The 22,966-nt window shown below is 41.8% G+C and carries 20 protein-coding genes; 11 read left to right on the top strand and 9 right to left on the bottom strand.

All coding sequences use genetic code 11. The annotated features are described in order from the left end of the window. Nucleotide 1: 1 nt before the first annotated feature. The 3 genes from BVC89_RS15710 to BVC89_RS15700 form a co-directional block, all read right to left on the bottom strand. Entirely contained in the window at nucleotides 2–1,084 is a 1,083-nt protein-coding gene (locus BVC89_RS15710; protein ID WP_086932107.1) for an MSMEG_0568 family radical SAM protein, read from the bottom strand. Beyond that, nucleotides 1,077–2,126: a nitrilase-related carbon-nitrogen hydrolase gene (locus tag BVC89_RS15705; RefSeq protein WP_086932106.1), complete on the bottom strand. Its 1,050-nt coding sequence runs from the start codon at nucleotides 2,124–2,126 to the stop codon at nucleotides 1,077–1,079. The genes BVC89_RS15710 and BVC89_RS15705 overlap by 8 nt, the downstream gene beginning before the upstream one ends. Before the next feature lie 91 nt (nucleotides 2,127–2,217). Further along, nucleotides 2,218–2,700 (bottom strand): MSMEG_0572/Sll0783 family nitrogen starvation response protein, encoded by a 483-nt coding sequence (locus BVC89_RS15700; protein WP_086932105.1) that lies wholly within the window; start codon nucleotides 2,698–2,700, stop codon nucleotides 2,218–2,220. Between the two features lie 332 nt (nucleotides 2,701–3,032). Here BVC89_RS15700 and BVC89_RS15695 point away from each other — a divergent pair, with 332 nt between their 5' ends. Continuing rightward, nucleotides 3,033–4,943: a sigma 54-interacting transcriptional regulator gene (locus tag BVC89_RS15695; RefSeq protein ID WP_086932104.1), complete on the top strand. Its 1,911-nt coding sequence runs from the start codon at nucleotides 3,033–3,035 to the stop codon at nucleotides 4,941–4,943. 94 nt (nucleotides 4,944–5,037) lie between these two features. Here the strand turns inward: BVC89_RS15695 and BVC89_RS15690 are convergent, their stop codons facing one another. Further along, complete coding sequence (locus tag BVC89_RS15690) at nucleotides 5,038–5,829, bottom strand: metal-dependent hydrolase (protein ID WP_086932103.1); 792 nt, start codon at nucleotides 5,827–5,829, stop codon at nucleotides 5,038–5,040. Nucleotides 5,830–6,069: 240 nt separating this feature from the next. On the opposite strand from BVC89_RS15690, the gene BVC89_RS15685 reads away from it, so the two are divergent. Continuing rightward, the gene (locus BVC89_RS15685) at nucleotides 6,070–6,930 is read left to right on the top strand and encodes a hypothetical protein (RefSeq protein ID WP_216824990.1); all 861 of its coding nucleotides are present in this window, start codon (nucleotides 6,070–6,072) and stop codon (nucleotides 6,928–6,930) included. Between the two features lie 158 nt (nucleotides 6,931–7,088). After that, on the top strand, nucleotides 7,089–9,227 hold the full coding sequence (locus BVC89_RS15680; RefSeq protein WP_086932102.1) for a hypothetical protein: 2,139 nt from the start codon (nucleotides 7,089–7,091) through the stop codon (nucleotides 9,225–9,227). A gap of 51 nt (nucleotides 9,228–9,278) precedes the next feature. Here BVC89_RS15680 and BVC89_RS15675 read toward each other — a convergent pair whose 3' ends face one another. Further along, the gene (locus BVC89_RS15675; RefSeq protein WP_086932101.1) at nucleotides 9,279–10,445 is read right to left on the bottom strand and encodes a sirohydrochlorin chelatase; all 1,167 of its coding nucleotides are present in this window, start codon (nucleotides 10,443–10,445) and stop codon (nucleotides 9,279–9,281) included. A 25-nt stretch (nucleotides 10,446–10,470) separates the two neighbouring features. Further along, nucleotides 10,471–10,959 carry a hypothetical protein gene (locus tag BVC89_RS15670; RefSeq protein ID WP_086932100.1) on the bottom strand — a complete coding sequence of 163 codons (489 nt, stop codon included), beginning with the start codon at nucleotides 10,957–10,959 and terminating at the stop codon, nucleotides 10,471–10,473. Between the two features lie 43 nt (nucleotides 10,960–11,002). On the opposite strand from BVC89_RS15670, the gene BVC89_RS29795 reads away from it, so the two are divergent. Further along, a complete protein-coding gene (locus BVC89_RS29795) occupies nucleotides 11,003–11,173 on the top strand; it encodes a hypothetical protein (RefSeq protein ID WP_158657976.1) in 171 nt (56 codons plus the stop codon). A 317-nt stretch (nucleotides 11,174–11,490) separates the two neighbouring features. On the opposite strand, the gene BVC89_RS15665 is transcribed toward BVC89_RS29795, so the two are convergent. After that, a complete protein-coding gene (locus tag BVC89_RS15665; protein WP_086932099.1) occupies nucleotides 11,491–11,961 on the bottom strand; it encodes a hypothetical protein in 471 nt (156 codons plus the stop codon). 957 nt (nucleotides 11,962–12,918) lie between these two features. Here BVC89_RS15665 and cobW point away from each other — a divergent pair. The 7 genes from cobW to BVC89_RS15630 all read left to right on the top strand — a co-directional run bounded on the left by cobW (nucleotide 12,919) and on the right by BVC89_RS15630 (nucleotide 21,533). Next, nucleotides 12,919–14,055, top strand: a complete 1,137-nt coding sequence (gene cobW, locus BVC89_RS15660; protein WP_086932098.1) for a cobalamin biosynthesis protein CobW — start codon at nucleotides 12,919–12,921, stop codon at nucleotides 14,053–14,055. Beyond that, nucleotides 14,055–17,954: a cobaltochelatase subunit CobN gene (gene cobN, locus BVC89_RS15655; protein WP_086932097.1), complete on the top strand. Its 3,900-nt coding sequence runs from the start codon at nucleotides 14,055–14,057 to the stop codon at nucleotides 17,952–17,954. Before cobW ends, cobN begins: the two co-directional genes overlap by 1 nt. A gap of 14 nt (nucleotides 17,955–17,968) precedes the next feature. Continuing rightward, nucleotides 17,969–18,625 (top strand): 5,6-dimethylbenzimidazole synthase, encoded by a 657-nt coding sequence (gene bluB / locus BVC89_RS15650; protein WP_086932096.1) that lies wholly within the window; start codon nucleotides 17,969–17,971, stop codon nucleotides 18,623–18,625. Further along, on the top strand, nucleotides 18,618–18,989 hold the full coding sequence (locus tag BVC89_RS15645) for a hypothetical protein (RefSeq protein WP_086932095.1): 372 nt from the start codon (nucleotides 18,618–18,620) through the stop codon (nucleotides 18,987–18,989). The genes bluB and BVC89_RS15645 overlap by 8 nt, the downstream gene beginning before the upstream one ends. Before the next feature lie 265 nt (nucleotides 18,990–19,254). Next, on the top strand, nucleotides 19,255–20,199 hold the full coding sequence (locus BVC89_RS15640) for a hypothetical protein (protein WP_158657975.1): 945 nt from the start codon (nucleotides 19,255–19,257) through the stop codon (nucleotides 20,197–20,199). A gap of 174 nt (nucleotides 20,200–20,373) precedes the next feature. Then, nucleotides 20,374–20,871 (top strand): HD domain-containing protein, encoded by a 498-nt coding sequence (locus BVC89_RS15635; RefSeq protein WP_086932093.1) that lies wholly within the window; start codon nucleotides 20,374–20,376, stop codon nucleotides 20,869–20,871. Between the two features lie 35 nt (nucleotides 20,872–20,906). Beyond that, on the top strand, nucleotides 20,907–21,533 hold the full coding sequence (locus BVC89_RS15630) for a uridine kinase family protein (protein WP_086932092.1): 627 nt from the start codon (nucleotides 20,907–20,909) through the stop codon (nucleotides 21,531–21,533). 361 nt (nucleotides 21,534–21,894) lie between these two features. Here the strand turns inward: BVC89_RS15630 and BVC89_RS15625 are convergent, their stop codons facing one another. Both BVC89_RS15625 and BVC89_RS15620 read right to left on the bottom strand, forming a co-directional pair. Next, nucleotides 21,895–22,482, bottom strand: a complete 588-nt coding sequence (locus tag BVC89_RS15625) for a cytochrome c3 family protein (protein WP_086932091.1) — start codon at nucleotides 22,480–22,482, stop codon at nucleotides 21,895–21,897. Further along, the gene (locus BVC89_RS15620; protein WP_086932090.1) at nucleotides 22,479–22,964 is read right to left on the bottom strand and encodes a nitrate reductase cytochrome c-type subunit; all 486 of its coding nucleotides are present in this window, start codon (nucleotides 22,962–22,964) and stop codon (nucleotides 22,479–22,481) included. The genes BVC89_RS15625 and BVC89_RS15620 overlap by 4 nt, the downstream gene beginning before the upstream one ends. Nucleotides 22,965–22,966 lie beyond the last annotated feature (2 nt).

Genomic DNA, 22,966 nt, shown 5'->3' with positions numbered 1-22,966 from the left:
CCTACTCATAACTTTTTAATGCAGAACAGGCGCCACACTTGGCACAGCCCGCTTTTAAGGTATCCGATTGAATGCCTCGCGCTTTTATCGCCGGCCCAAGTCGGCTAAATATTCTAGTGAGCATCTCTGGGTTAGGCATTGGGTGATTTTCCAAAGGTGTCCCGGCGACGGGAACAAAAGGCACCACAAAAGGGTAGACACCGATATCAATTAGTGCCTGGCTGATAGTGATAATTTCTTCTTCAGTATCGCCTAAACCAGCAAGAATATAAGTGCTGACATTACCTGCGCCAAATACCTCCACGGCTTTTTTGTAGGCGCTAAAATAACGTGTTAATGGTACGCTTGCTTTACCTGGCATAATGGCCTTGCGGACACGATCACTTACTGCTTCTAAATGCATACCTAGCGCATCTACGCCGGCATTTTTTAATCGCGTAAACCAGTAATCTTCTGCTGGTGGTTCGCACTGGGCTTGAATAGGAATATTCACCTGTCGCTTTACTGCTTTAGCACACCTGGCAAGAATTTCTGCTCCACGGTCCGAGGTTTTCGGTGTTCCTGTTGTCATAATAAGTTGTGATACACCGTCTAACTCAACAGCTGCTTTGGTAACTTCAGCGATTTGCTCGGGGTCTTTGCGCGCAATGGTACTGCCATTTTTTAAAGACTCTTCAATAGCACAAAATTGGCAAGAAGTTTCCCGACTGCGATAACGCACACACGTTTGCAATACTGTAGTTGCTAATACATCTTTGCTGTGTAGGGTAGCAATATGGGAGTAGGGGATGCCTTCTTGTGTTTTTAAGTCGTAAAACTTAGGACGAGCAGGCAGAGAAACTTCAGTGAGAAACGTGCCTTTTTCATATAGTGCCGCGGTATTATCTGTTACAACCTGCGCGCTAAAAGGTGAGTCTTCTACCTGCTCATTAAACACCGGGATCATTGATGTTTGTTTGTCGAAACTCAGCGCTTTATGATCTGTGGGGCCAGCACCGCCACGGCGATTTAAACCCATCGAGCTATCATCGACCCAACGCAAACCTTGCGCTTGCAATGCAGTGATTTTCTCTTTACTAAGCATGAGCTTGTAACTCCCTATGATGAGGTTGTGCTGGGAGTTCATCTTTGCGAGATTTTACCTTGCTGACGTCAGAGGTTTTTTCTTCATCAGCTAATAGCTCAACGGAGGGGGGCATAGCATGGGTGTGAGCGGTGCTCTTCTTATCGATTAATAAACTCAGTAATTCGGGGCGACTGTAGTGACCGACGGAATCCATCATGCGTTTACGTTTGTCGATCAGGGCGAAATCTAACTCTGCGATACAAGCCCCTTCACCTGAATCACTGCGCAGTGTATCGCCCAGTAATTTGCCCTCGGGGGAAACAATAGCCGTGAAACAACCACCGCTGATGGCTTTGAGGGGGCCGCCGGTATCATTGCAAATGTGTTGTTGTTGCTCAGGGCTTAGCCAACTGGTGGCGTTAACAACGAAGCAGCCGCTTTCAAGTGCATGATGTTTTATGGTGGCTTCGATTTGCTCCGCAAAAATTTCGCCTACCAAGGAACCGGGAAACATACTGACATGAATTTGCTCGCGATCTGCCATAAGAGCATAACGAGCGAGAGGATTATAATGCTCCCAGCAAGCCAAAGAGCCAATACGACCAACCTTGGTATTCTTAGCGCAAAGCCCTGAGCCATCACCTTGTCCCCAGACCATACGTTCATGATAGGTGGGAGTAATTTTACGCCGATGCTGAACAAGGCTACCATCAGCATCAAATAGCAGTTGAGCATTATAAATAGTGCCGCCAACACGCTCGTTAATGCCAATTGAAACAACCACGCCGGCATCTTTAGCGGCCTTACTTATTTTATCTGTATGACAAGACGGTACTTCTACGCTTTCGCGCAATAACTGAAGATGCTGACTCGCCATTTCATAAGGGGCTTGCACAAAAGAAAAATAGGGGTAGTAGGGAATCAGAGTTTCAGCAAATACCACAAGCTCAACACCGTCAGCGCCGAGCTTATGAATCCAGCTGCACACTTTGTCCACGGTGCCATCACATGAATATAATACCGGGCTGCATTGCACCGCAGCGGCAACGACTTTTGTCATTTTAAGATCGCTCTATTGATGATTGTAGAGTCGCTCAATACACAAGGATGTGAGCATCGAGCGCGGTCAGAAAATATGGGCCAGACAATGTTTAGGTGGTCCAGGTGTGTACCATGAAGGCATTTTCTCTTGTCATCAGTAGTTGTAGATCCATAACATCTAATGGATTTATCGGACGAATACCTTCAATTAAGGCTTTTTCGGTTTGGCCGTAAAGGGCCTGCAAAGCAAAGCGGCAAGCATAGACTTCACCACCTTCGGACATAAATGCTTCAAGTTGAGAGTTGTACGCAAGATGACCGGGGAAAGCCTCAGAACCAAGTTTAGGAAAGCCTCTTTGCACGCCAAGTAAGACGCCCGGCCCATAGAGCAGCACCTTGGTCTCAAAACCTTTTCGCAATAGGCGTTTTGCTTGTAATAGGTTGACCAAGCCAATAGAGCCCTCAAAGGCCACTGTATGAAAAGTTAGTAGAGCTTTCTGTCCGGGTTCTGCTTGAACGTCTTCGAATACCTTCTCTTCGAAATCTACAAGATAGTCACCAGTTTGATAGTGGGGTTTGTCCACAACAGGCATAGGGTTGTCCTCAATGGTTGATATATTCGTTTTAAATTATGTCTAAATAAATGCGGTAACACGTGTCTCCAGTACTATGGCGAAAATTATTCCAAGCTTTCAAAAATTTGAAATTAATTTTTTTTATTTATATAAAACAATAAGTTACATGATCAATTTAAGGCAGTTTGTATTTTATTATTTGGCTGATTTTAACAACGCATTTGCGTAATATTATGCAAATGCGTAGACAATGATGACGCAAAAGAGTAGTTTTAGCTCCGCCGTATGATCAAATAGACCCCTTGTAGAGCTAAGAATTAAGGCGTACGAATTTATAGAAGGAAGTTGTCATGTTTGGAAATGATGCAAATGATGAATGGAGCAAGCTGGCATATTGGATGAGAAGTGCTGCTTTCGAACAATGTCCGCAGGCTTTAATGTTGCTCGATCCCATCAAAAACCGCTATGTGGATTGCAATCAAGCCGCGTGTAGATTGCTTGGCTATGATCGCATGCAAATATTAGAAACCTCTATTTCCTCCATCCATGGGCGCGACTTAGGACAGCTCATTGTTTTCTCCGAGCAGGTGCTCGAGCAAGGCAAAGCGGTGAGTCGCCTTATTCGATATCGCAGTTCGGACGGTTACTATCTACCTTGTGAACTCAACGCGGCGCGCACAGTGGTAAATCAGCGTGAAATGTTGATTGTGGCAATCACCGACTTACAGGAACAACAAGCCTTAGAAAAGTTGAACAATGCCGATAAGATGGTTCGAGGTGGCATTTTAGAGTGGAAGTATTTGCAGAGTATTTTTCAGGAGGGTGAACAAGATAAGATGCTGATGCTCACCTCGGTAGGCGACGGAATTTACTGCGTAGATACCAATGGTATATGCACTTTTATCAACCCTGCGGCCAAACGTTTACTCGGTCGTAGTGATGATGAAGTGCTAGGCCAAAATATTCATTATGTGCATCATCACAGCCACGGCGATGGCAGTCATTATCCCGTTGAACAATGCCCCATCTATGCAGCTATCCGTGATGGTGTGGTACACGAAGGTAAACAAGAAGTGTTCTGGAAACAGGATAGCACGCCTTTTCCAGTGGAATTTACTAGCACACCTATTATCAGCGATAGCACGATTATTGGTGCGATAGTGGTATTTAGAGATATCAGCGAACGACTTGAAACCGAGCAGCGCTTAAAAGATACATTGGTGGAGTTAAGTGCTCTCAAGTCTCGTCTTGAAGATGAAAATGAATACTTACAAAAAGAAATGCTGATTGAGCAGAGATTCCACGGCTTTGTTGGCGAAAGTGACGCGATAAAAAGTGTGCTTAAGAAAATTGAGCTGGTATCGAAAAGCGGTGCTAGTGTGCTCGTCACGGGAGAAAGTGGTACAGGCAAGGAGTTAATCGCACGAGCAATTCATGAAGCCAGCCCCATAAGTGACAAACCCCTTATCCGTGTAAATTGTGCTGCCATACCGCGAGAATTATTTGAAAGCGAATTTTTTGGTCATGTTAAAGGCGCTTTTACCGGCGCTTTAAAAGATCGTTTGGGGCGTTTTGAACTGGCCAATGGTGGCACTATTTTTCTCGATGAAGTAGGGGAGATCCCTATTGAATTACAAAGCAAGTTACTGCGCGTTTTACAAGAGGGACAGTTGGAGCGTCTGGGTGAAGAAAAAACACGCAATGTCAATGTGCGAGTGATCGCCGCTACCAATCGGGACCTAAAAAAAGAAGTCGCCCAGGGACGTTTTCGTGAGGACTTATATTTCAGGTTGAACGTATTTCCCATTCACTCGCCACCACTTAGAGAGCGCAAGGAAGATATTCCACTACTGGCGTTTCATTTTTTAGAAAAAATAAATCAACACTCGGAACACAAGCCCAATAAACTTAAGAAAACTGATCTTGAAAAAATGCAATCCTATTCTTGGCCTGGAAATATTAGAGAGCTACAAAATGTTGTTGAAAGAGCAATTATCACTGCAGTGGATAATACCATAAAAATAGATTTACCCGCGATAAGCTCGGTAAAGACAAGTAATAGTGCTGATGTACAAGAGTGTTCTATCACAGTTTATTCAGATAATGATATGCAAGAAAAAGTAAAAGCCAATATGCTCGCCGCACTTGAACAGTGTGACTGGAAGCTATTTGGTGAAGATGGCGCCGCAAAACTTTTGGATATGAAACCCACAACACTCACAAGTAGAATAAAACGAATGAATCTGGTGAGAAAGAAGTAGTTTTGCTACTTAAAATTATGATACTAGAACATTTTTGAGCAATCTTGCTTTCCTTCATAGATAATCTTTTATCATTAGTTCATGTTTTTCTAGTTTACGCGGGTAGAATGTTATTGTTACTTTTGTTATTTCTATTGTTTCTATTATTTTTTCCGCTATCTGAACGGAAATACTTTGCCCACTGATATGTTAATGTTAATAAATCTAATCCATTATTAACAACAAAAAACACAAATGATCGAAAGAATCGATATCGGCTAATCTTTTGGTTTTTTCTATCACAATGATAAAGTGAGCAGATATTGATAAACAGATCGCTCAGTAGGTACATGGTAACACTGGTAAAGATACTTACTCGGCGAAAGTAAGTGACGTTAGATTTTTTTAGTAGATTTTCGGTAACGCCTTGGTGATCTATCTCTTCTTTACAGTGCCAGCGCCATACATTTGCTTGATAGACTTTTTCAGCTGTTACCCAACGAGCACTTTTAAGCACGATAAGCGAGATAATCATAGTTAAATACTCAATTGCTGCGGCAATAATGAGTTTCTCTTCTGGTTGTAAAGCAATTAGCTTATCCATAGCATTGTTAATTCTTTTCTCAATTTTCTCAATGGCGTAGCCGGACGCTGCTAATTTTCTATTATAAGCCTTATGCACTTGGCTATGACGTGCCTCGTCGCTAATGAGTGATTCCGTATTTTTTTTATCTGATGAAAATAACGAGGTTGACTTCACCGATGACTCAACGGCATCAATAATGAAGTGTTCACAGGGAGGAATAATGATTGAGAACGCATCAAAAAGGTAGGTTTTAAAAGCATTCCCCTCATTCCAAAAAATCTTATCGCCACTCCCTTTATACTTGCTGGTTGCCGATACCATATATTACTCCACTGAGATATTTACATAATTAACGCTAATCGGTGATTGTTGCATTATTATGAATTTATAGTTAAATCATAATTTAGTAACAAAATTATCTATAAATAATACAAATATTATTTATTGTTATATTTAATATTTTTGTAAACTTAGATATGTACGTTTTTGCACATGAGTTGCAATGTAGTAAGCAATAAAATACGTAATAAAATAAATACGTAATAAAATGGCGGGTGGCTTATGAGAAAAGGCGTAGAGGTTAGGGTTTTAACTTATGATGATATAGCTGAAATTTTAATATTGGAAAAGAAACAGTGGGTGGCGGAGCAGATACCATCAGCGGAGGATATAAAAACGAGAATTACAGATTTTCCAGAATTAAGTATAGGTGCTTTTTGTTTGCAAACAGGACGTGCATTAGCATCATTATTTATGAAGCCTACTGATTCAATAAGCGGGCAAGGAAAAATCTTAAAATGGAGTGAATCAGTACAACATCGAACCGCAAGCACTACCGTTCTTTTCGGAATTAGCCTTACTAGTGTTAATTCTATTGCCACAATGGCCATTTTTGAGTTTTTCTATCCTATTGCTTTAAAAAAGGGATACAAAAAAATCTATATTGGTTCACCTATCCCAGGGTTGAGAAGTGCGCTTGAAAAAAACTCACAGCTTAGTATTGAAGAATATGTTTACAAAAAGCGTCCTGGTGATAAAAAACCATTAGATCCTCAATTACACTATTATTACAATAAGGGGTTTCATAAGATCGTCGCAATTAAACACAATTATTTTCCTCATGAGAACTCTATGGATTATGGTGTAATTCTGTGTGGCAAAATCCCTCTATCGACTCTGTCATTTTTATGGCGGTATGTGCCTGTGGAATATTTGAAAAAATTAGCTTCCGTATTGTTTTTCTTTCTAAAAGCTCCTTCACCAATAACAATGTTGACATGTATATATAGTAAATTTTTAATAGTGTTTGGATTCTGGGGTTTTATATCAAAACTTAACAGATTTGCTAAAATTATTGTTCGTACTATCAGGCCAGAATGTTTTAAACAACCTTTTAAATTTAAGGGCCCCTATATTAGTTGACGGTTGTGTTAATAATTTACCGATAACTATATACCATAAAATAAATCATACATAAAAAATGAACCTAACTACGAGGTTGGGGTACAAATGCCATATATGTAGTGCCTTATTTTTCAGTCAAAGGCAAACTCTCACAGGCTACAAGATGGATATTATGTATGGTTGACGGGCCTAACTTACATAGAAGTCAAAGCGCATCTTTAAATATCAGAGCACAGGATATTGACGTGGCGACTGGCAATGCTCAATTGGCTCAGCGGTCGACACCAGAGCCCCCCTTATTTGAAGCGCGACAAAGCTTATTGAGTGAGAGTGATGGAAGTTCTGATAGTTCATATCAAAGTGCTTGGTCTCACTCTCCCAGACCGTCCGAGTTTACGGGAAGCCTTGCACTTGGGTCTTCGCCAAGTAGTTCTACCGATGGTGCTTTTGATGGTTTAGACGAAGCATTTTTGACCTTGCCTGAGCGAGGCAGTTTTGAAGGTGACGACAGAACAGGAGTGAACAGTGAGCGTTCTAATTCATTACGCAATACAGGCCCTAGAGCTGTCGATGACAATCATAATATTCATAATGTAGAGACCGAGCCTCCGCTTTTACGTGCAGGACGGAAAACACTGACGAACGACAGCCAAGTACAGCGCCATCTAGAAACTCGATACTTGCAACATTTTCAAGACAACTTTGATAAATACAGTGAGTACGATAAAAATTTTGAATACATTCCGCTGGAAGAGTGGGATAGCAAGTCTCTATTGGAAAAGGCGCAATATGCTTTACCCTCTTATTCGACACTTATGAGTAATGTAAAAGCGGTTATGCGTGAGTCTGCGCTTGCAGTACCAACCACGGCGCTTCGCAACCCGGTGACTAATACAGGTGTTGCCTTGTTATCCAAATTAAACAGTCGGCCAAACGAAATTTTAGATACAGATGTGGACGCAAATATTATTGCCAGTTTACCTGTAGGCTTGACGTACCCTGTTGCTAAAATTTTGGTCGAGGCGGTGACAAATAGCCTCAAAGCCAATGGCTATGAATTTGTTTCTAAAATTCCTCTGGATGTGGTGGTGCCTAAGCCTAATCCAGTAATGCGTATTGAAGACAAACATGATGATGGCCGCGTGACATATCGCTATAAAGAGCGAACAAAGCTGGCGCTCTCCAATGAAGAGAACAAAGTGAAAGCGGACAGAAAATCTTTGCAGCGTTGGCAGGAACACCTAGAAAAGAAACACTTGGGGCAAGTTGTACATGCTGTGGTGTCAGGAGCACTGTCTGTCGCGCGTCGTGCGGCCGTCGGTAATCAAAATAGTAGTGTTATGGCCATCGTTATTCCTTCTTTATTCGCCGCCAGTGGTTTGGGGCGCGCAGTAAGTGAAGCGGCCATTAAAACTGCTGCATTGTCGAAAACTACGACTATGCAAGGCCCTGAAGGTGAAAACTATCGCGTGAAATTGTTTAACACCAAAGCTGCCAGTGAAGCGGAGAGAGAAAAGTTAGACCCGGATAAAGGTGTAAACCAACGCATTGGGGAAATGCTAAGTACATTCTTTACGCGGCCAGAAAATCTGTGGGATGTACCGGTTGGCTATATTGTTCCCCAAATTGGTGCCCGCTTGGTAGGTGTGCTCTTAGCGCAGAGCTATGCCAAGTTTGGTTTAGATGAATTTAAGGAACTTACTTTAGATGGGCCTGCACAAGAATTAACAAAGGATCAAATCAAAGAATTACCTACCTGTATCAGTCATGCCCAAAAACTTGTTGAAGGTGTGCAGAGCAATATTGAGGCATGTAAGTTAGACGGACGTTCAACAACCGTGTTTGGTTCTTTACCTTCGGCAGGTTCGACCAAACTTTTGGCATCATTTGTTAACAGTGCCTATAACCATATTTCCTGGGAAGCATTGCGCGGACTTGTAAAAGGCTCAATTTCCTCCCAGTCTTTTACTGCACAAGCAGAAGATAAGCAAGTTAATGCAGTGGCGTCGAAGATGCTAGAGCTTCAGGTTCATATGGAAGCAATACAAGAAAGGCTGCAAAGCAAATTTGAGCAGTATGACACTGCTCGGTCCGATGGCAGTACAGGCTTAGTGCAGGTTGGGGATCAGCCACTAAGTAAAGAAATGATCGCGGTGGATATATTTGAAACAACCAAATCACTTAATATGGCGGCGGAAGAATTTAATAAGTTGCGTTCTATTCACTGGAAGTTAAAAGACAAGACGCCTCCAGAGGATACGGTGCCACTGCCTCTATTTCCAGAGTTACCGAACGTTCGTTTATCCGATAGCTAGAGCAAAAAGCCACGCAAATATACAGGTGGCTTTTTACAACAGGAATACGTTTTACCTTTTACAACTCGGTGTGCCGGGTAGTTCGGGTTTTCTCGCTTTTTCTTCGTCGATAATCTCTTGGGGAAATTGGCTCATAAAACAGCAACAAAGGTTTTCATTAATCATGCTGCGTGGACCGTGAGGGTGACCGATATGTTTATATGGTGCATGATGATGACCATGATGAGTATGTGAATGACCATGGCTATGACTATGAGAATGTGCATGGTCATGTGTATGCGAGCGAGCATGCGACGACGCTGTCGGAGCGGGGGCTTCATCATCTTGCGGATCTGGTTTAAATTCCGCGTGGTGATGATGAATATCCACTTCGCCTCGGGCTAGGCGTTCTTTAAAACTCTGCATCAAGCCAACAGCCGGTTTTACCTCGTCGATGGTTTCCGCAATACGCTCGATAAATGTATTGATAACATGGCTTTGATCCCGTAAATAATTTGCTTTAAAAAAGCTTATTTCGGGGTTTTCAGCGGCAACTTTATCTACATATGCATGAATGCGATCGATCAACTTGCCGCCAAACAAGAAATAGGGCGCTACCACAATCTTTTTAAAGCCGAGTTTAACCGCCATTTCCAAGCCCCGTCCGACGGAAGGAAAGGTGACGCCTGAATATACGGTTTCAGCCCAACCGAAACCTAAATTCTCACATACGATACGGGTGAGTTTACTGGCTTCAGCATTGGCTTTGGTCACCGATGTTCCGCGTCCTACTACCACTAACATGGTGTCATAAAGATCGCCTGTATGAACGTGGTCTAACTGCAAGGCCTCCAGAATGCGGGTTTGAAACGCTGCGATCATTTCATCGTGCAAACCTAACTCCTGGCCATATTCAATATCCAAATCCTGATGTTTTTCGGCGTAGGTGGTAAGCACTGAGGGAATATCATTTTGTGCATGAGTCGCCGCAAATAACATTCCAGGTACAGCATAAATTTTCTTAACGCCTTGTGCTACAAGCTTATCCAAAGCCATATGAATATTAGGCGATGAATACTCCAAAAAGCCATATTCCACATGTAAATCTGGGAAACGTTGTTTCAACCCTTTAGCGAGCAAACTAAATTCTTTTTCAGCAATTTTTGCACGACTTCCATGGCCGCAAATTAATACACCTGCATGCTTTGGCAGCTGTTCAATTAAGTGAGTTTTGGTCATAGTGATGATTCTGTTCTTGTTATATCTACTCTGTTAGTGTTTTTTGAAAAATAGTCACGCTAGAAGAAATTTCTTCATCAGCCGATGCCCATATGGCGTGATCATTGGTGTTTAGGCTGACGCGAAGAATATGTTCGCCTGGCGTTAGATTTTTAAGATGATACCAAGGACTGTATAAGCGTGCCCACTGATAGTTATCCACATAAAGGTGGGCATGGCCTTCAATAATGTTACCTTTCCCCACTTTCACTTCGCTGTTGACATGTTCTGGGGTAAAGGTAAAGTTTTCTACCTGAATATGCAGGTTCCAACCATTCATGCTGTCTTCGACAGCATTCAAAGTAACCATGGGGGCGGGTGCGGCGTTACCTACACTTTCAATATTCAGTAAGCCATGATGATGTGCTTGGTGGTCGTGCTTAGTATTTGTACTGTTATCCGCAACATCGTTTTCCTGCTGACATCCTCCAAGCAATAGAGCAATTAAACTACTGGACAAGATTGTTTTTATCATAGGCCTTATCCCTTCCATTAAAGGTGGTAGGGGTGTTTTTAATATGATCATGTTTACACTACGTGGCATTGGGCTCGAGCCTTGTACTGAGATTCAAAGTACTGAGATTCAAAGTACTGAGATTCAAAGTACTGAGATTCAAAGCATTGAGATTCAAAGTACGGAGAATCACGGTACTGCAAATCAAAGTACAGAAAATCAACCCCATTCTTAGAGATGGCCCCAAAAAATAAGCCATTATGCCGCTAAAAAAAATCCCTGCAAGTGTGATGGCTGCTTTTGGGAGATTAGAAATTATCCAGTCGGGGTGCTTGTTACACGATACTAACTCATAAAGGAAAGGTAAGGAGTAAAAGGCGCTTGGGTTTTAGGGGCTTGGGTTTAAGGGGCTGTGGTTGCTATTCGCTTTTAGAGGATTTAAATAAGCGAGTTTATCACTAGCGTTTAAAAAGCGTTGATTTTATTTAGCATGGCCAACTTTCGTCTGCCATGCTAAAACCCTAGTATGCGTTGAATTAATTAGAGAGTGATTTATCCAAGTTGATTCTCAACGCTCGTAATTGACTCCTTTATCCTATCCAAATACCTTCTGCAATGTGGAGACAGGAGATTTTCATTGACATCATCCATACACGACCTGGCATGTTCTATGTTTGCTTTAGCTTTGTTTTTATTGCCACGGTTTATTTCGGTTTGAGCTCTACTAGAATAATTTCCTGCCTGTTCAAAAAGGTAATCAGATCGCTCGGTAGTGGTTGCTAAAGCCATAGCTACAGTTTGCCTACCACCTTGAGCCATAAAATTTTGCATGGAGTGATTAATAAAACCTGCTGCTGCATTTGCTACTCGTGACGTAAGCATGGATCCGAGGCCTGCTGTTGCAAAAACGTTGGTTCTTGCTTCGGCTGATGCGGCCAAACTTCCACTTCGGGCAGGTGGTCGTTGTGGACTTAAGGCTAGGTTTGCACGATTTGTATTAAATGCTGTATTAAAATTTACCATTAATATATTTCTACTCTAATTAAATTAAATAATTGAATGAGCTTTTTAGTGTGAGGTTTTGCCGATCATAGTCGGGCGGATTAAAAATAACGCAGATGCTCATTCATTTTGCTGAACGTTCTTTTTTCAATCTTGACCACTCTCATACTTTACGCCCATTAGTAGATATAAATGAAAAAATGTTTTATACCGATGTTTTATAATATTAAATAAACCTATAACTCTTAGGGTTAGATATACAGGTAGGGATGAGTTATCTAAGATGTTTTGTTGTTTCTTAAAGGTATATATTGTTGGGTTTTGTTAGATAAACGCTATTAGCTATTTTTTTGTTTAACACATTAAATAAATATTCTTGTATCCGAATTTTTATAGAGGCCAAAGTCCATTGATATTTATTATTTAATTTATTGAAGAGGCGATAACCTTATAAATTTTTTCATTGCCATGTGTAGCTGAGTTCTAATTTTATGTATATAAGCTGCTTTGTATTTTTAGAACCTTTATACATGAGAATTCCACCTGGCAATAAATTCTTAGTTTTTATTGGTAGAGGGGTTTATGCTACGGGTAAGTTCATCAATGCGACGTTTTTAGTGTAATTTATGCACAAAATCATATATGACGAAAGATAGTCTTAAACGACATGTTACTGCAGACTATGCAAAACTTGTTGTAGCATCGGTGTCTAACTTATTAATGTTCATAGGGTTCTGCTGCGGATATTGCGCTGTAGATAAATGGTATCCAATTTGTTGTTTTTTTGATAAGGCTGTCAGTGGATAAAAGAACATGGAACTTTCGAAAAATTTCGAGATAAATTTAGAATAGCGGCAAAATTCTGTAAATCTAAGGGTGCTCCAGGTTACAATAGCCTTAACTTAATACCATGCATTAATGTTACATCTCTATCATTTTGGGGGAAGCTGGGCTTCCTTACTAAATAAGGACGCTATTATGCAACTAAAGAAAATTCCTGCAACGGTGGTGACAGGTTTTTTAGGTAGTGGTAAAACTACCTTGCTTTCAAATGTGTTAAAACAAGCGGCAGGTAAGCGTATTGCTGTGATTGTTAACGAATTTGGTGAGCTAGATATTGATGCAGACTTACTGCGCAGTTGTCCTCTTGATTGCCCTGATATTGCCGGTGATGATAGTGAGAACGCCAATACGAGCAGTGAAGGCGAAGACGGTATTTATGAGCTGGCCAACGGGTGTATTTGTTGTACTGTGGAAGAAGAGTTTCTACCGGTTATGAAACAACTAGTGGCACGGCGAGAGGATATCGATCATATTTTGATTGAAACTTCTGGTTTAGCGCTACCTAAACCCTTGGTGCAAGCCTTTAATTGGCCTGAAATTAAACAGTATTGCACTGTCGATGCGGTGGTTACGGTTATCGACGGGCCAGCGGTTGCTGCTGGTCGTTTTGCCAACGATGAGGCAAAAGTGCAAGCGCAACGCTTAGCCGACGATAGCTTGGATCATGATCCAAGCTTACAAGAATTGCTCGACGACCAGCTCAGCGCTGCTGATCTTGTGGTGGTGAGTAAAAATGATTTGTTGGATCAAGGCAGTCGTCAGCGTGTTGAAAATATTGTCAGCCACCGGGTTAAGCCTTCAATTAAAACTGCCTATATTAGTCACGGTGATGTACAAATGGATGTGCTTATGGGTATGGAAAGTGCCACTGAAGATAGGATCGATCAGGTACATAACCATCACGACCATCATCATGCCCATGGCCATGAACACGATCATGCTCACGATCATTTTGATTCTTTTGTTATTACCCTTGGTGAAGTAGACGCGGATAAATTGCAAAGTATCTTGCGTGAACTCCTAGCCCAATACAATATTTTTCGAGCAAAAGGTTTTGCTGCACTACCGGGCAAGCCTATGCGACAAGTATTACAAGCTGTAGGCGAGCGTTTGGATGTACATTTTGATCGCCTTTGGAAAGAGGGAGAAGAGCGTGCAACAAATTTGGTATTTATTGGTAAAAATATTGATAAAGCAACGTTAACAGCCGCTTTAGCGCCCGCCTTAAAAAAGCCTGCGAAAACAGAGGGGCAACCGGCTGAGGTGAAATAATGCATCTGTTAGCATCGCAGCCAGGAGGCTATAGCGATGATGAAGGCATTATCGACCTTGATCAAACCGCTGCCGATATTGTTATTTTATCGGCGGCAGATAGTGCCTTAGCGGCACTGGCCCAGGCGGCAGAATCATTACCTCACGATTTTCCTAGTATACGCCTCGCTAATTGGATGCAATTGATTAAGCCTGCGGCATATGATCTTTACGAGCAAAAAGTTATTAGTCAAGCTCGGGTTGTGGTGGTGTCGTTGCTCGGTGGTATTAACTATTGGCATTACGGTTACGAACGTTTGCTTGCTTGGTCAGAACAAGCGTCGCAACAGGAGCATAAAACACGAACACTTATTTTTGTACCGGGCGATGATAGCCCAGATGAGGTTTTATTTAGTGCCTCTTCTGTAAATGAGCAGGATGCCTTGCGTGTCTGGCGTTTTTTACGAGAAGGTGGTGTCTCCAATAATCAGCAGCTGTATTACTTTGTTGCAGACCGGTATCTACAAAAACACTACCAATGGCACGCTGCACAAGTACTGCCTCGTTGCATGATATATATGCCAGCCAGTCTTGCTAATTACTACGGGGCTAAAAGTGTTAAAGCTCATAATCAAGCTAGCTACAAAGATTGGCAACAGCGCTGGCAAGCGTCTTCTGGTTCGGATAAAAAAATAAAAGTAGATCACGTGTGTGTGGTTATTTTTTATCGTAGCCACTTGCAAAGTGCTAACCACGGAATGTTTGATGGGCTAATAAGATTATTAGAAGAGGAAGGCTTGCAGCCTCTGCCCATTGCCATTACTTCACTTAAAGATGCGGAATCTATCGCGCTTGCCAATGCATTAATAGAACAGGCGAATGCCAAAGTTATTATAAATACTACAAGTTTTGCGAGTAATCGAGTGGCGAGTCCCGACCTGTCTTCTCAGCCCAGCGAGTTTTTATCACCTTTTTCCCGTCGTATACCGGTGTTACAGCTGATTTTATCGAGCAGTACTTTTGACGATTGGCAGACGCGCAATGTTGGTCTGCGCAGTCGTGATATTGCTATGCAAGTCGTGTTACCGGAAATGGATGGGCGTATTGTTACTCGAGCAATAAGTTTTAAATCCCAAGCCTATTACAGCCAGCGTTGTCAGATTTCCATCGTCGCCTATGAGTTACATGAAGAGCGAGCTAAGTTTATTACCCAGTTGGCCTTGGCGTATTGTCGGCTAGCCAACAAAAAAAATAGTGAAAAGCGCATTGCGGTAATTCTCGCTAACTATCCTACTAAAGATGGCCGTATAGGCAATGGTGTCGGCCTAGATACGCCCCAGTCCACGATCAATATTTTAAGGGCAATGGAAAACAGTGGCTATGAGCTGGGTAATATTCCTGAAAATGGCACGGCTTTAATAAAGGCGTTATTGGGATCGGTTACCAATAATCCCAATACATTACACATGTTACCTTGTTGGCAGAGTATTCATGTGCGAGATTATTGGCAGTATTTCCAAAAACTCCCTGATAATTGCCAACAGGCGGTAATTGAGCGTTGGGGAATGCCGGAGCATGATCCGAAGTATCGCAGCGATAGAATTATGCTGGCGGGTATGCGCATAGGTGAAACCTTTATTGGTATTCAACCAGCCCGCGGTTTTAATATGGATTTACTGGCCAATTACCATGATCCAGATTTAATTCCTCCTCATAGTTATTTGGCTTTTTATTTTTGGTTACGTTATTGCTATGGTGTTGATGCTTTCATTCATGTGGGAAAACATGGCAATTTAGAGTGGTTGCCAGGCAAGGGCACGGCTTTGTCCGATCAATGTTGGCCGGATATCGCGCTGGGCCCTATACCACATTTTTATCCATTTATTGTCAATGATCCAGGTGAGGGTGCCCAGGCGAAGCGCCGTACTCAAGCGACCATTATTGACCACCTAATGCCGCCTATGGCGCGTGCAGAAGTCTATGGCGAGTTAGCTCAGCTGGAACATCTAGTGGATGAATATTATCAAGCATTAGGTTTAGATCAGCGGCGCGAGCGCTGGTTGAGAGAAAAAATTTTACAACAAGTGAAAGATGGCCATATTTTACAAGAGCTTGGGTGTCAGCAAGATAACCAAGAACAAGTATTGGCAAATCTCGATGCTTATTTGTGTGATATTAAAGAAGCACAGATTCGCAACGGGCTGCATATTTTAGGTGATTTGCCTACCGTTGATAAAATGGCCGAAACCATTGTTGCTTTACTGCGTTTGCCTCGAGGTAAAACCGAAGAGGCTCAAGGAATCTTACATAACTTAGTGGCTGACTTTGATTTACGGCATAACGGTGAGCTATTTGACCCCCTAAGCGTGGCTAACGAAAAATGGTGTGGTGATCAGCCAGAGCTATTATTACAGCTCAATACTCGTCCGTGGTATTCTCAAGCCGATACCAGAGAACGTCTGGAGTTGTTGGCAGTTCATTGGGTGCAACATTATGTGCTAGAAAATACGGCTATGGATCAGTCCTTTAAACACCGCTATCCTGCTAGCGCAAAGCAGCTGAGCTATGCGAAAAGCGCCGTATTAACAGCTTTAAAACAAAGTGCAGAGCAGGAAGTTAACGCGTTAATTAGAGGTTTAGCCGGAAAATTTGTTGACCCTGGTCCAAGCGGAGCACCTACCCGAGGACGACTGGATACTTTGCCTACCGGAAGAAATTTCTTTTCGTTAGATAATCGTTCGATACCGTCTGCGGCGGCTTGGGCCATCGGTCAAGCTTCCGCTCATACGCTGATAGAGAGACACCTGCAAGATCATGGTGATTATCCTAAGCAACTGGCTCTGTCTGTCTGGGGAACTGCCACTATGCGCACGGGCGGAGACGACATTGCGCAGGCATTCGCGTTAATGGGAATCAAGCCTATATGGGCAGAGGGTTCGCAACGTGTGGTAGATTTTGAAATTACACCGGCGATACTGCTCAATCGTCCTCGCGTGGACGTCACGTTGCGGGTTTCCGGCTTTTTTCGCGATGCTTTCCCCAATGTTATGAAACTCTATGATGCCGCTGTACAGGCGTTGGCAGAATATGAAGACCCAGGAGGCATGAATACTGTTCGTAACAATGTACAGCAACAAACACAACAATTGCAGGAACAAGGGATCGATCAGCAACAAGCTAAGCGACAAGCAAGTTACCGTGTATTTGGCAGTAAGCCAGGCGCTTACGGTGCTGGCTTGCAAGGTTTAATTGATGAACGCTGTTGGCAAAGTCGTGAAGACCTGGCCGAAGCCTTTTTAAATTGGGGGGGCTATGCTTATGGTCACGATAAAAAGAGTGAAGATGGTATCAAGGCCAGGGATGCTTTGTGGCAGCGTCTCACGCAGATAGATGTGGTAGTACAAAACCAAGATAATCGTGAGCACGATATTCTTGATTCCGATGATTACTATCAATTTCAAGGAGGGATGAGCAATGCTGTCGCGGTGTACTCAGGTGCAACACCAGTTATCTATCACAATGATCATTCCAATCCGACACAACCGAAAGTACGAACGCTTAAAGAAGAACTTAATCGGGTAATACGCTCTCGCGTATTAAATCCAAAGTGGATTAAGTCCATGCAAGCGCACGGCTATAAAGGCGCTTTTGAAATGGCAGCCAGTGTTGACTATCTATTTGCCTACGATGCTACCACCAATCTTATCGATGATTATCAATATCAAAAAGTGGCTGATACACTGGTATTTGATGTAGAAAATCGCGCGTTTTTAGAAGCGCAAAATATTCATGCGTTAGAAGAAATGGCTGAGCGTTTATTAGAAGCGACACAGCGAGGGTTATGGCAAAATGCTGATAGTTATGCGGATAAATTACAAGATCTCTTGCTAGACATCGACGGTAGGCAGGAGGGGCAATAGGAATCAATACGCGAATGAAAGACAAGCATAGTTATAGTGAAAACGAAAAACAGGCTATTTATAAAGTAATGGCAGAACGTCGAGACGTTCGCCACTTTAATAATAAAAGTATTGATAAAGCGCTTATGGCGCGCGTGTTAAGAGCAGGCCATATGGCACCCAGTGTAGGGCTAATGCAACCTTGGCGTTTTATTCGTATCAGCGATACTGCCCTTAGAAAAAACATTGCAGGGATTGTTGAAAAGGAAAGGCAACTAACCGCAGAGGCGCTAGGTGAGAGAAAAAGTGAATTTTTATCATTAAAAGTGGAGGGTATTCTTCAGTGTGCTGAGCTTATTGTGGCGGCACTACCCAATAAACGCGAACAGCATATCTTTGGTCGCAGAACTTTACCGGATATGGATTTAGCTTCTCTGTCTTGTGCGATACAAAATATTTGGCTAGCCTCCCGTGCTGAAGGTATTGGTATGGGGTGGGTATCACTATTTAATCCCGATGAGTTAATGGAACTGTTGCATATGCCTAGCGGTAGTTTGCCCATTGCAATTTTATGCTTTGGACATGTGGATAGTTTCTACGAAAAACCTATGTTGGTGATGGAAAAGTGGGCTGAGGAACTACCTCTTGAAAATATGTTGTCCGAAAACACTTGGCCGGAATACAGTGAATAAAACAGCAGATAATATCTTTACATTCTTTTGTAGTTTTATAGAGCAAGACCCATCAACGCTTGAACAGTTATCTCCACATAAAAACGGTATTTATCAGGAGCAGGGGAGATTGGTTTTTACTCTGCCGGGTTTATATCAGCATCTTGTCACTTTTTATAATTATAAAAATAACCATGTAAGCGATAATGCCGATGTCGATCAGTCTGCTAAAGATAAACAAGCATATCTTATTTTTAGAAAGCAGCTGTACAACAGTGATATAAATACACGTCTTAACGCTGTTGGATACGGTGTTGATATATATCGATCGTTACCCAATATTGACGATACCTATTATCAACTAAGTTGTAATGATAATAATTAGGGGATGAATATCAACGATAACCAACTTTAATCATATTTAGCCTTTCTGTATTACCAATATAAGCAACCTAATAAACTCCGAATTTCCATAATCTTTAACTAACTCATTTCTTAAATAGATCAACGTGCTTGTTTGTAGGAGCGAAGAAACAACCTTATCGTACTTTTTATATGTCAATAATGGGCTATATGTCTCAGAACTTTACCTTTTAATTGCGCCACTAAGTTAGCGGTACGTATTCATCTTACTATGGAGATATTATCATATGACTACCACTCCGATCAGTTCCCGGAGTCTCGGGGTGACTCCACCAAGCGTAATGAGGCAACCCCGTCAACTAGCGAGTAGAGCCTCCAGTGTGGCCAACACATTTACACCGGCAAGACAATCATTAGTTAGCGCCGATGGCTCTCATCGACGTGCTTACACTATGTCCCAGGCCACTCCGAACTTATCGGCTTCACTCGATCATTCAACAGAGTGGTTCAACAAAAACTTTGGTGTACGCATGGAGGCTAATCCCACCGCTATGACATCAGATGTTGGACGTTCCATTGTTACTGATCAAAATGGACGTATTCAAGCAGCGATCGACGAGATAAATGCGATAGCAAATGATACAGATCAGCTCAGGGAACTTGCCGCTGGCATCAATAGATACGGAATTGCCTTCCCCAAACTTAGTGAAACCGCAAGAAATGGTCTTGAAGAGGTAATACGAATTGGGGAAAGCCGTATTGGAAACAGCCAAAAGCTTTTATCTAATGAAAACATAAAAAATACGGCTCTAAACCAAGCTGTTTTACGCCTCCAACAGGCTGTCTATGATTCATCTTCATCGCGAAACCCTTCTTTACGATTCTCGCCCGGATTAAGCTTGATCGAACAAAAAGTCCAGCAGTTCAAAAAAGATCATGGTGCTGTAGATTTTCACACCGATGGACACACCGTTGTATCAACATTTGCCAGAACAGGGATGGATTATATCCCTCAACAATATAGGTATATTGCGAGCGATCCACAAAACAATACTCTGCAACATTTTAGTTCAACCGCCGGGTTTGATAAGGATATTCACATAAAAAGGGCACCAGATCGTAGCTTAACTATTTTCTTAGGAAATGATACTGGTAACCAGGCTGTTTACCATCGTACACCTCCAGAAACCCAGAGTAACCCGCGAGCCTTAGCAATATGGCGTTCTGCCTAATATATAAAGAACCCTGTATAAGCGACTGGTAGTAAATCTGATCTATATTTTTGGACTATTTTGATCGGCCTTTTTCTTCGGCTTTAGTTTTATTTCACATCTTAACTTATATTTAATACTATTAGATCCAATAGGGGATAGCGCATATAAACACATACTATAGAACGAGTCCAAATGATAACTCTAGCACGCGAGTTCGCAATACAACGCCACGGTAGCCAAAAATACGGTGAACATCCGTACATAAACCATTTGGAGGCTGTCGCGGACATTGCCACACCCTATGGTGATACTGCCATAATAATTGCTTATCTACACGATGTGGTGGAAGATACGGATACTAGCCTTGAGGAAATAGAGACAAGGTTTGGGATTTTTATTGCTAATTGTGTTGCGATTCTTACCGATGAGCCAGGAGATAGCCGCAAGGAGCGTAAAGCTAAGACCTATAAAAAAATGCGTGAGGTGTCGGGTGATTTAGAAATGGCGCTTATTGTCAAGGCTGCAGATAGGTTGTCAAATGTAAGAGCTTGTGTGGCAGATAAGAACACTAGACTATTGGATATATATAAAGATGAACATAAGGTTTTTAAAAAGTCTGTTTATCGCCCAGATCTTTGTGAACCTATCTGGCGAGATATTGAGGCTAACATTCATTGTGAAATAACTTAATAATATGTATTTAAAATTTACAACGTATTTGTCTTATGGAAATAAAAGAAAGCTTGGTGAATAATCTTATCCAGCTGAGTAAGAAACACGAGCACACTATTATTGCTATTTGTGGTGCAGCCGACTTAGGGAAAAGCTATTTTGCTAAGGAATTACAGGCTCTATTGCATGAGCAGGAGGTATGTGCTGGTCATTTAACGATGGATTCCTATCTATTACCAAGGTCTAAGAGAATCTCTCTTGGTGTAAGTGGATATGATCCTGAATCATATGATATAGACAGCTTAAAGACTGATTTACAGACCTTTCTTAATAGCGCCCCTGTTTTCTACAAAGAATATAATCATGAGCGCGGTGTTGCCGATGGTGAAGATCAAGTTATTACTACGTGTAACGTACTAATTCTTGATGGCCTTCATTCAATGCACAGTGAAATAAACTCACTCATAGATTATGCTATTTTTATCTTCACTCGTGATAGTAAACTTCAAAAAATTAGGCATCAGGCAGATATATCAAAGCGGCGGCAGTCCGTTGACTTTTCACTTAAGAATTTGGTAAGTGAGTTAGAGCGCTACAAACACAATGTACACCCATATAAAGCTAAGGCAGATATTGTTTTGGAACTTACTGAGCAATGGCAGTATGTTGAGTGTACATAAAAAACATGAATATTATGAACTATCAACGGCTGAACTAAAGAATAGATTATCTACTTTATCGCTAAAACTTTACATAGAGTACTCATAATCAGTTGGATGGCTATCGTTTGGCTTTCGTAGTACATGGTTAAATCTAAAATTAGGGTTTGTCAGTTTATTATTGTTGTATTACTTAGCATCAGGTTGGTTGCTATACACAGCAATCAAACATAGAAGATTTTACAATAGGATTTTTTTAAGCGTATTTAACGAAGCATCTTTATTATTAGTGATGCCAATTAAATATCTTGTAGTTTCAAAAAAATATTTAATATCTAGTTTATTAATAAAACTTTTCTATTCTAGTGCCTAAAAGCAATCACTACCACCCCTTAACGCCCGACATATCAGGCAGCTGATGGGCGATACCTTTGTGGCAATCAATACAGGTTTTTTCTCCAGATGCCAATGCGGTGCTGTGTTGAGCGCTGGCTCTAGCGCTTTGCCGGGTAAAGTCCATATACTCAAAATTATGACAATTGCGACATTCCAGTGAGTCATTAGCTTTTAGCCGTGCCCATTCATGACGGGCGAGAGTTAAGCGTTTTTGTTCGAATTTTTCGCGTGTGTTGATGGTGCCAAAAATTTTGCCCCAAACTTCTTTTGAAGCTTGCATTTTTCTGGCGATCTTGTTTGTCCATTCATGGGGGACATGACAGTCGGGGCAGGTAGCACGTACTCCTGAGGCATTACTAAAATGTACAGTTGGTTGTAGTTCCTGATAGACAGTGTTTTCCATTTCGTGGCAGCTGATACAAAACGTTTCTGTATTGGTAGCTTCTAAGGCAGTATTGAAACCACCCCAGAAAATAATGCCTGCAATAAAACCACCCATACTAAGCAAACCCAGACTGTGGTGAACCGAAGGTTTACGAAATATTTGCCAATAACGGATAAAGATTTTTCTCATTTGTTCTCCTTATACCCTGGCTTTTGTGTTAGTAGCTGTTGAACATCTTTAAAGTTATTTTTAATTAGGTCTTTACGTTCAACTTGCGTAACATGGCACTGCCGACAAAAGTACCGGCGAGGTGAAACATCGGCAAGAAAATTGCCATCTCTATCCATAAAATGTGTAACACTTACCATGGGGGCCTGAGATTGTTCAGTGCGGCTACGAGAATGACAGCTCAAACACTTGTTAACGCGTAGGTCTACTTGGTAGGCGTCGATCTTATGGGGAATTATCGGCGGCTGCATAGGGTAGGCACGAGAGCGTTTGATATCTTGGTTACTGGCATTTCCCAACTTTGGTAGGTTTATATTTATAGTTTCAAGATCAATACCTTGCCTGAGTGTTGCAATATCCATGGATGTGGATATTCCTTGCGCGCTTAGCTCGATAGCACTTAGTACAAGAAAAACAGTTAAGCCTCTTAGCCATAGTTTCATTA

Origin of the sequence: Agarilytica rhodophyticola (genome assembly GCF_002157225.2) — a bacterium.
Lineage (GTDB): Bacteria > Pseudomonadota > Gammaproteobacteria > Pseudomonadales > Cellvibrionaceae > Agarilytica > Agarilytica rhodophyticola.
Note: the sequence above shows the minus strand (reverse complement) of the source record. Positions and strands in the feature narration are given on the sequence as shown.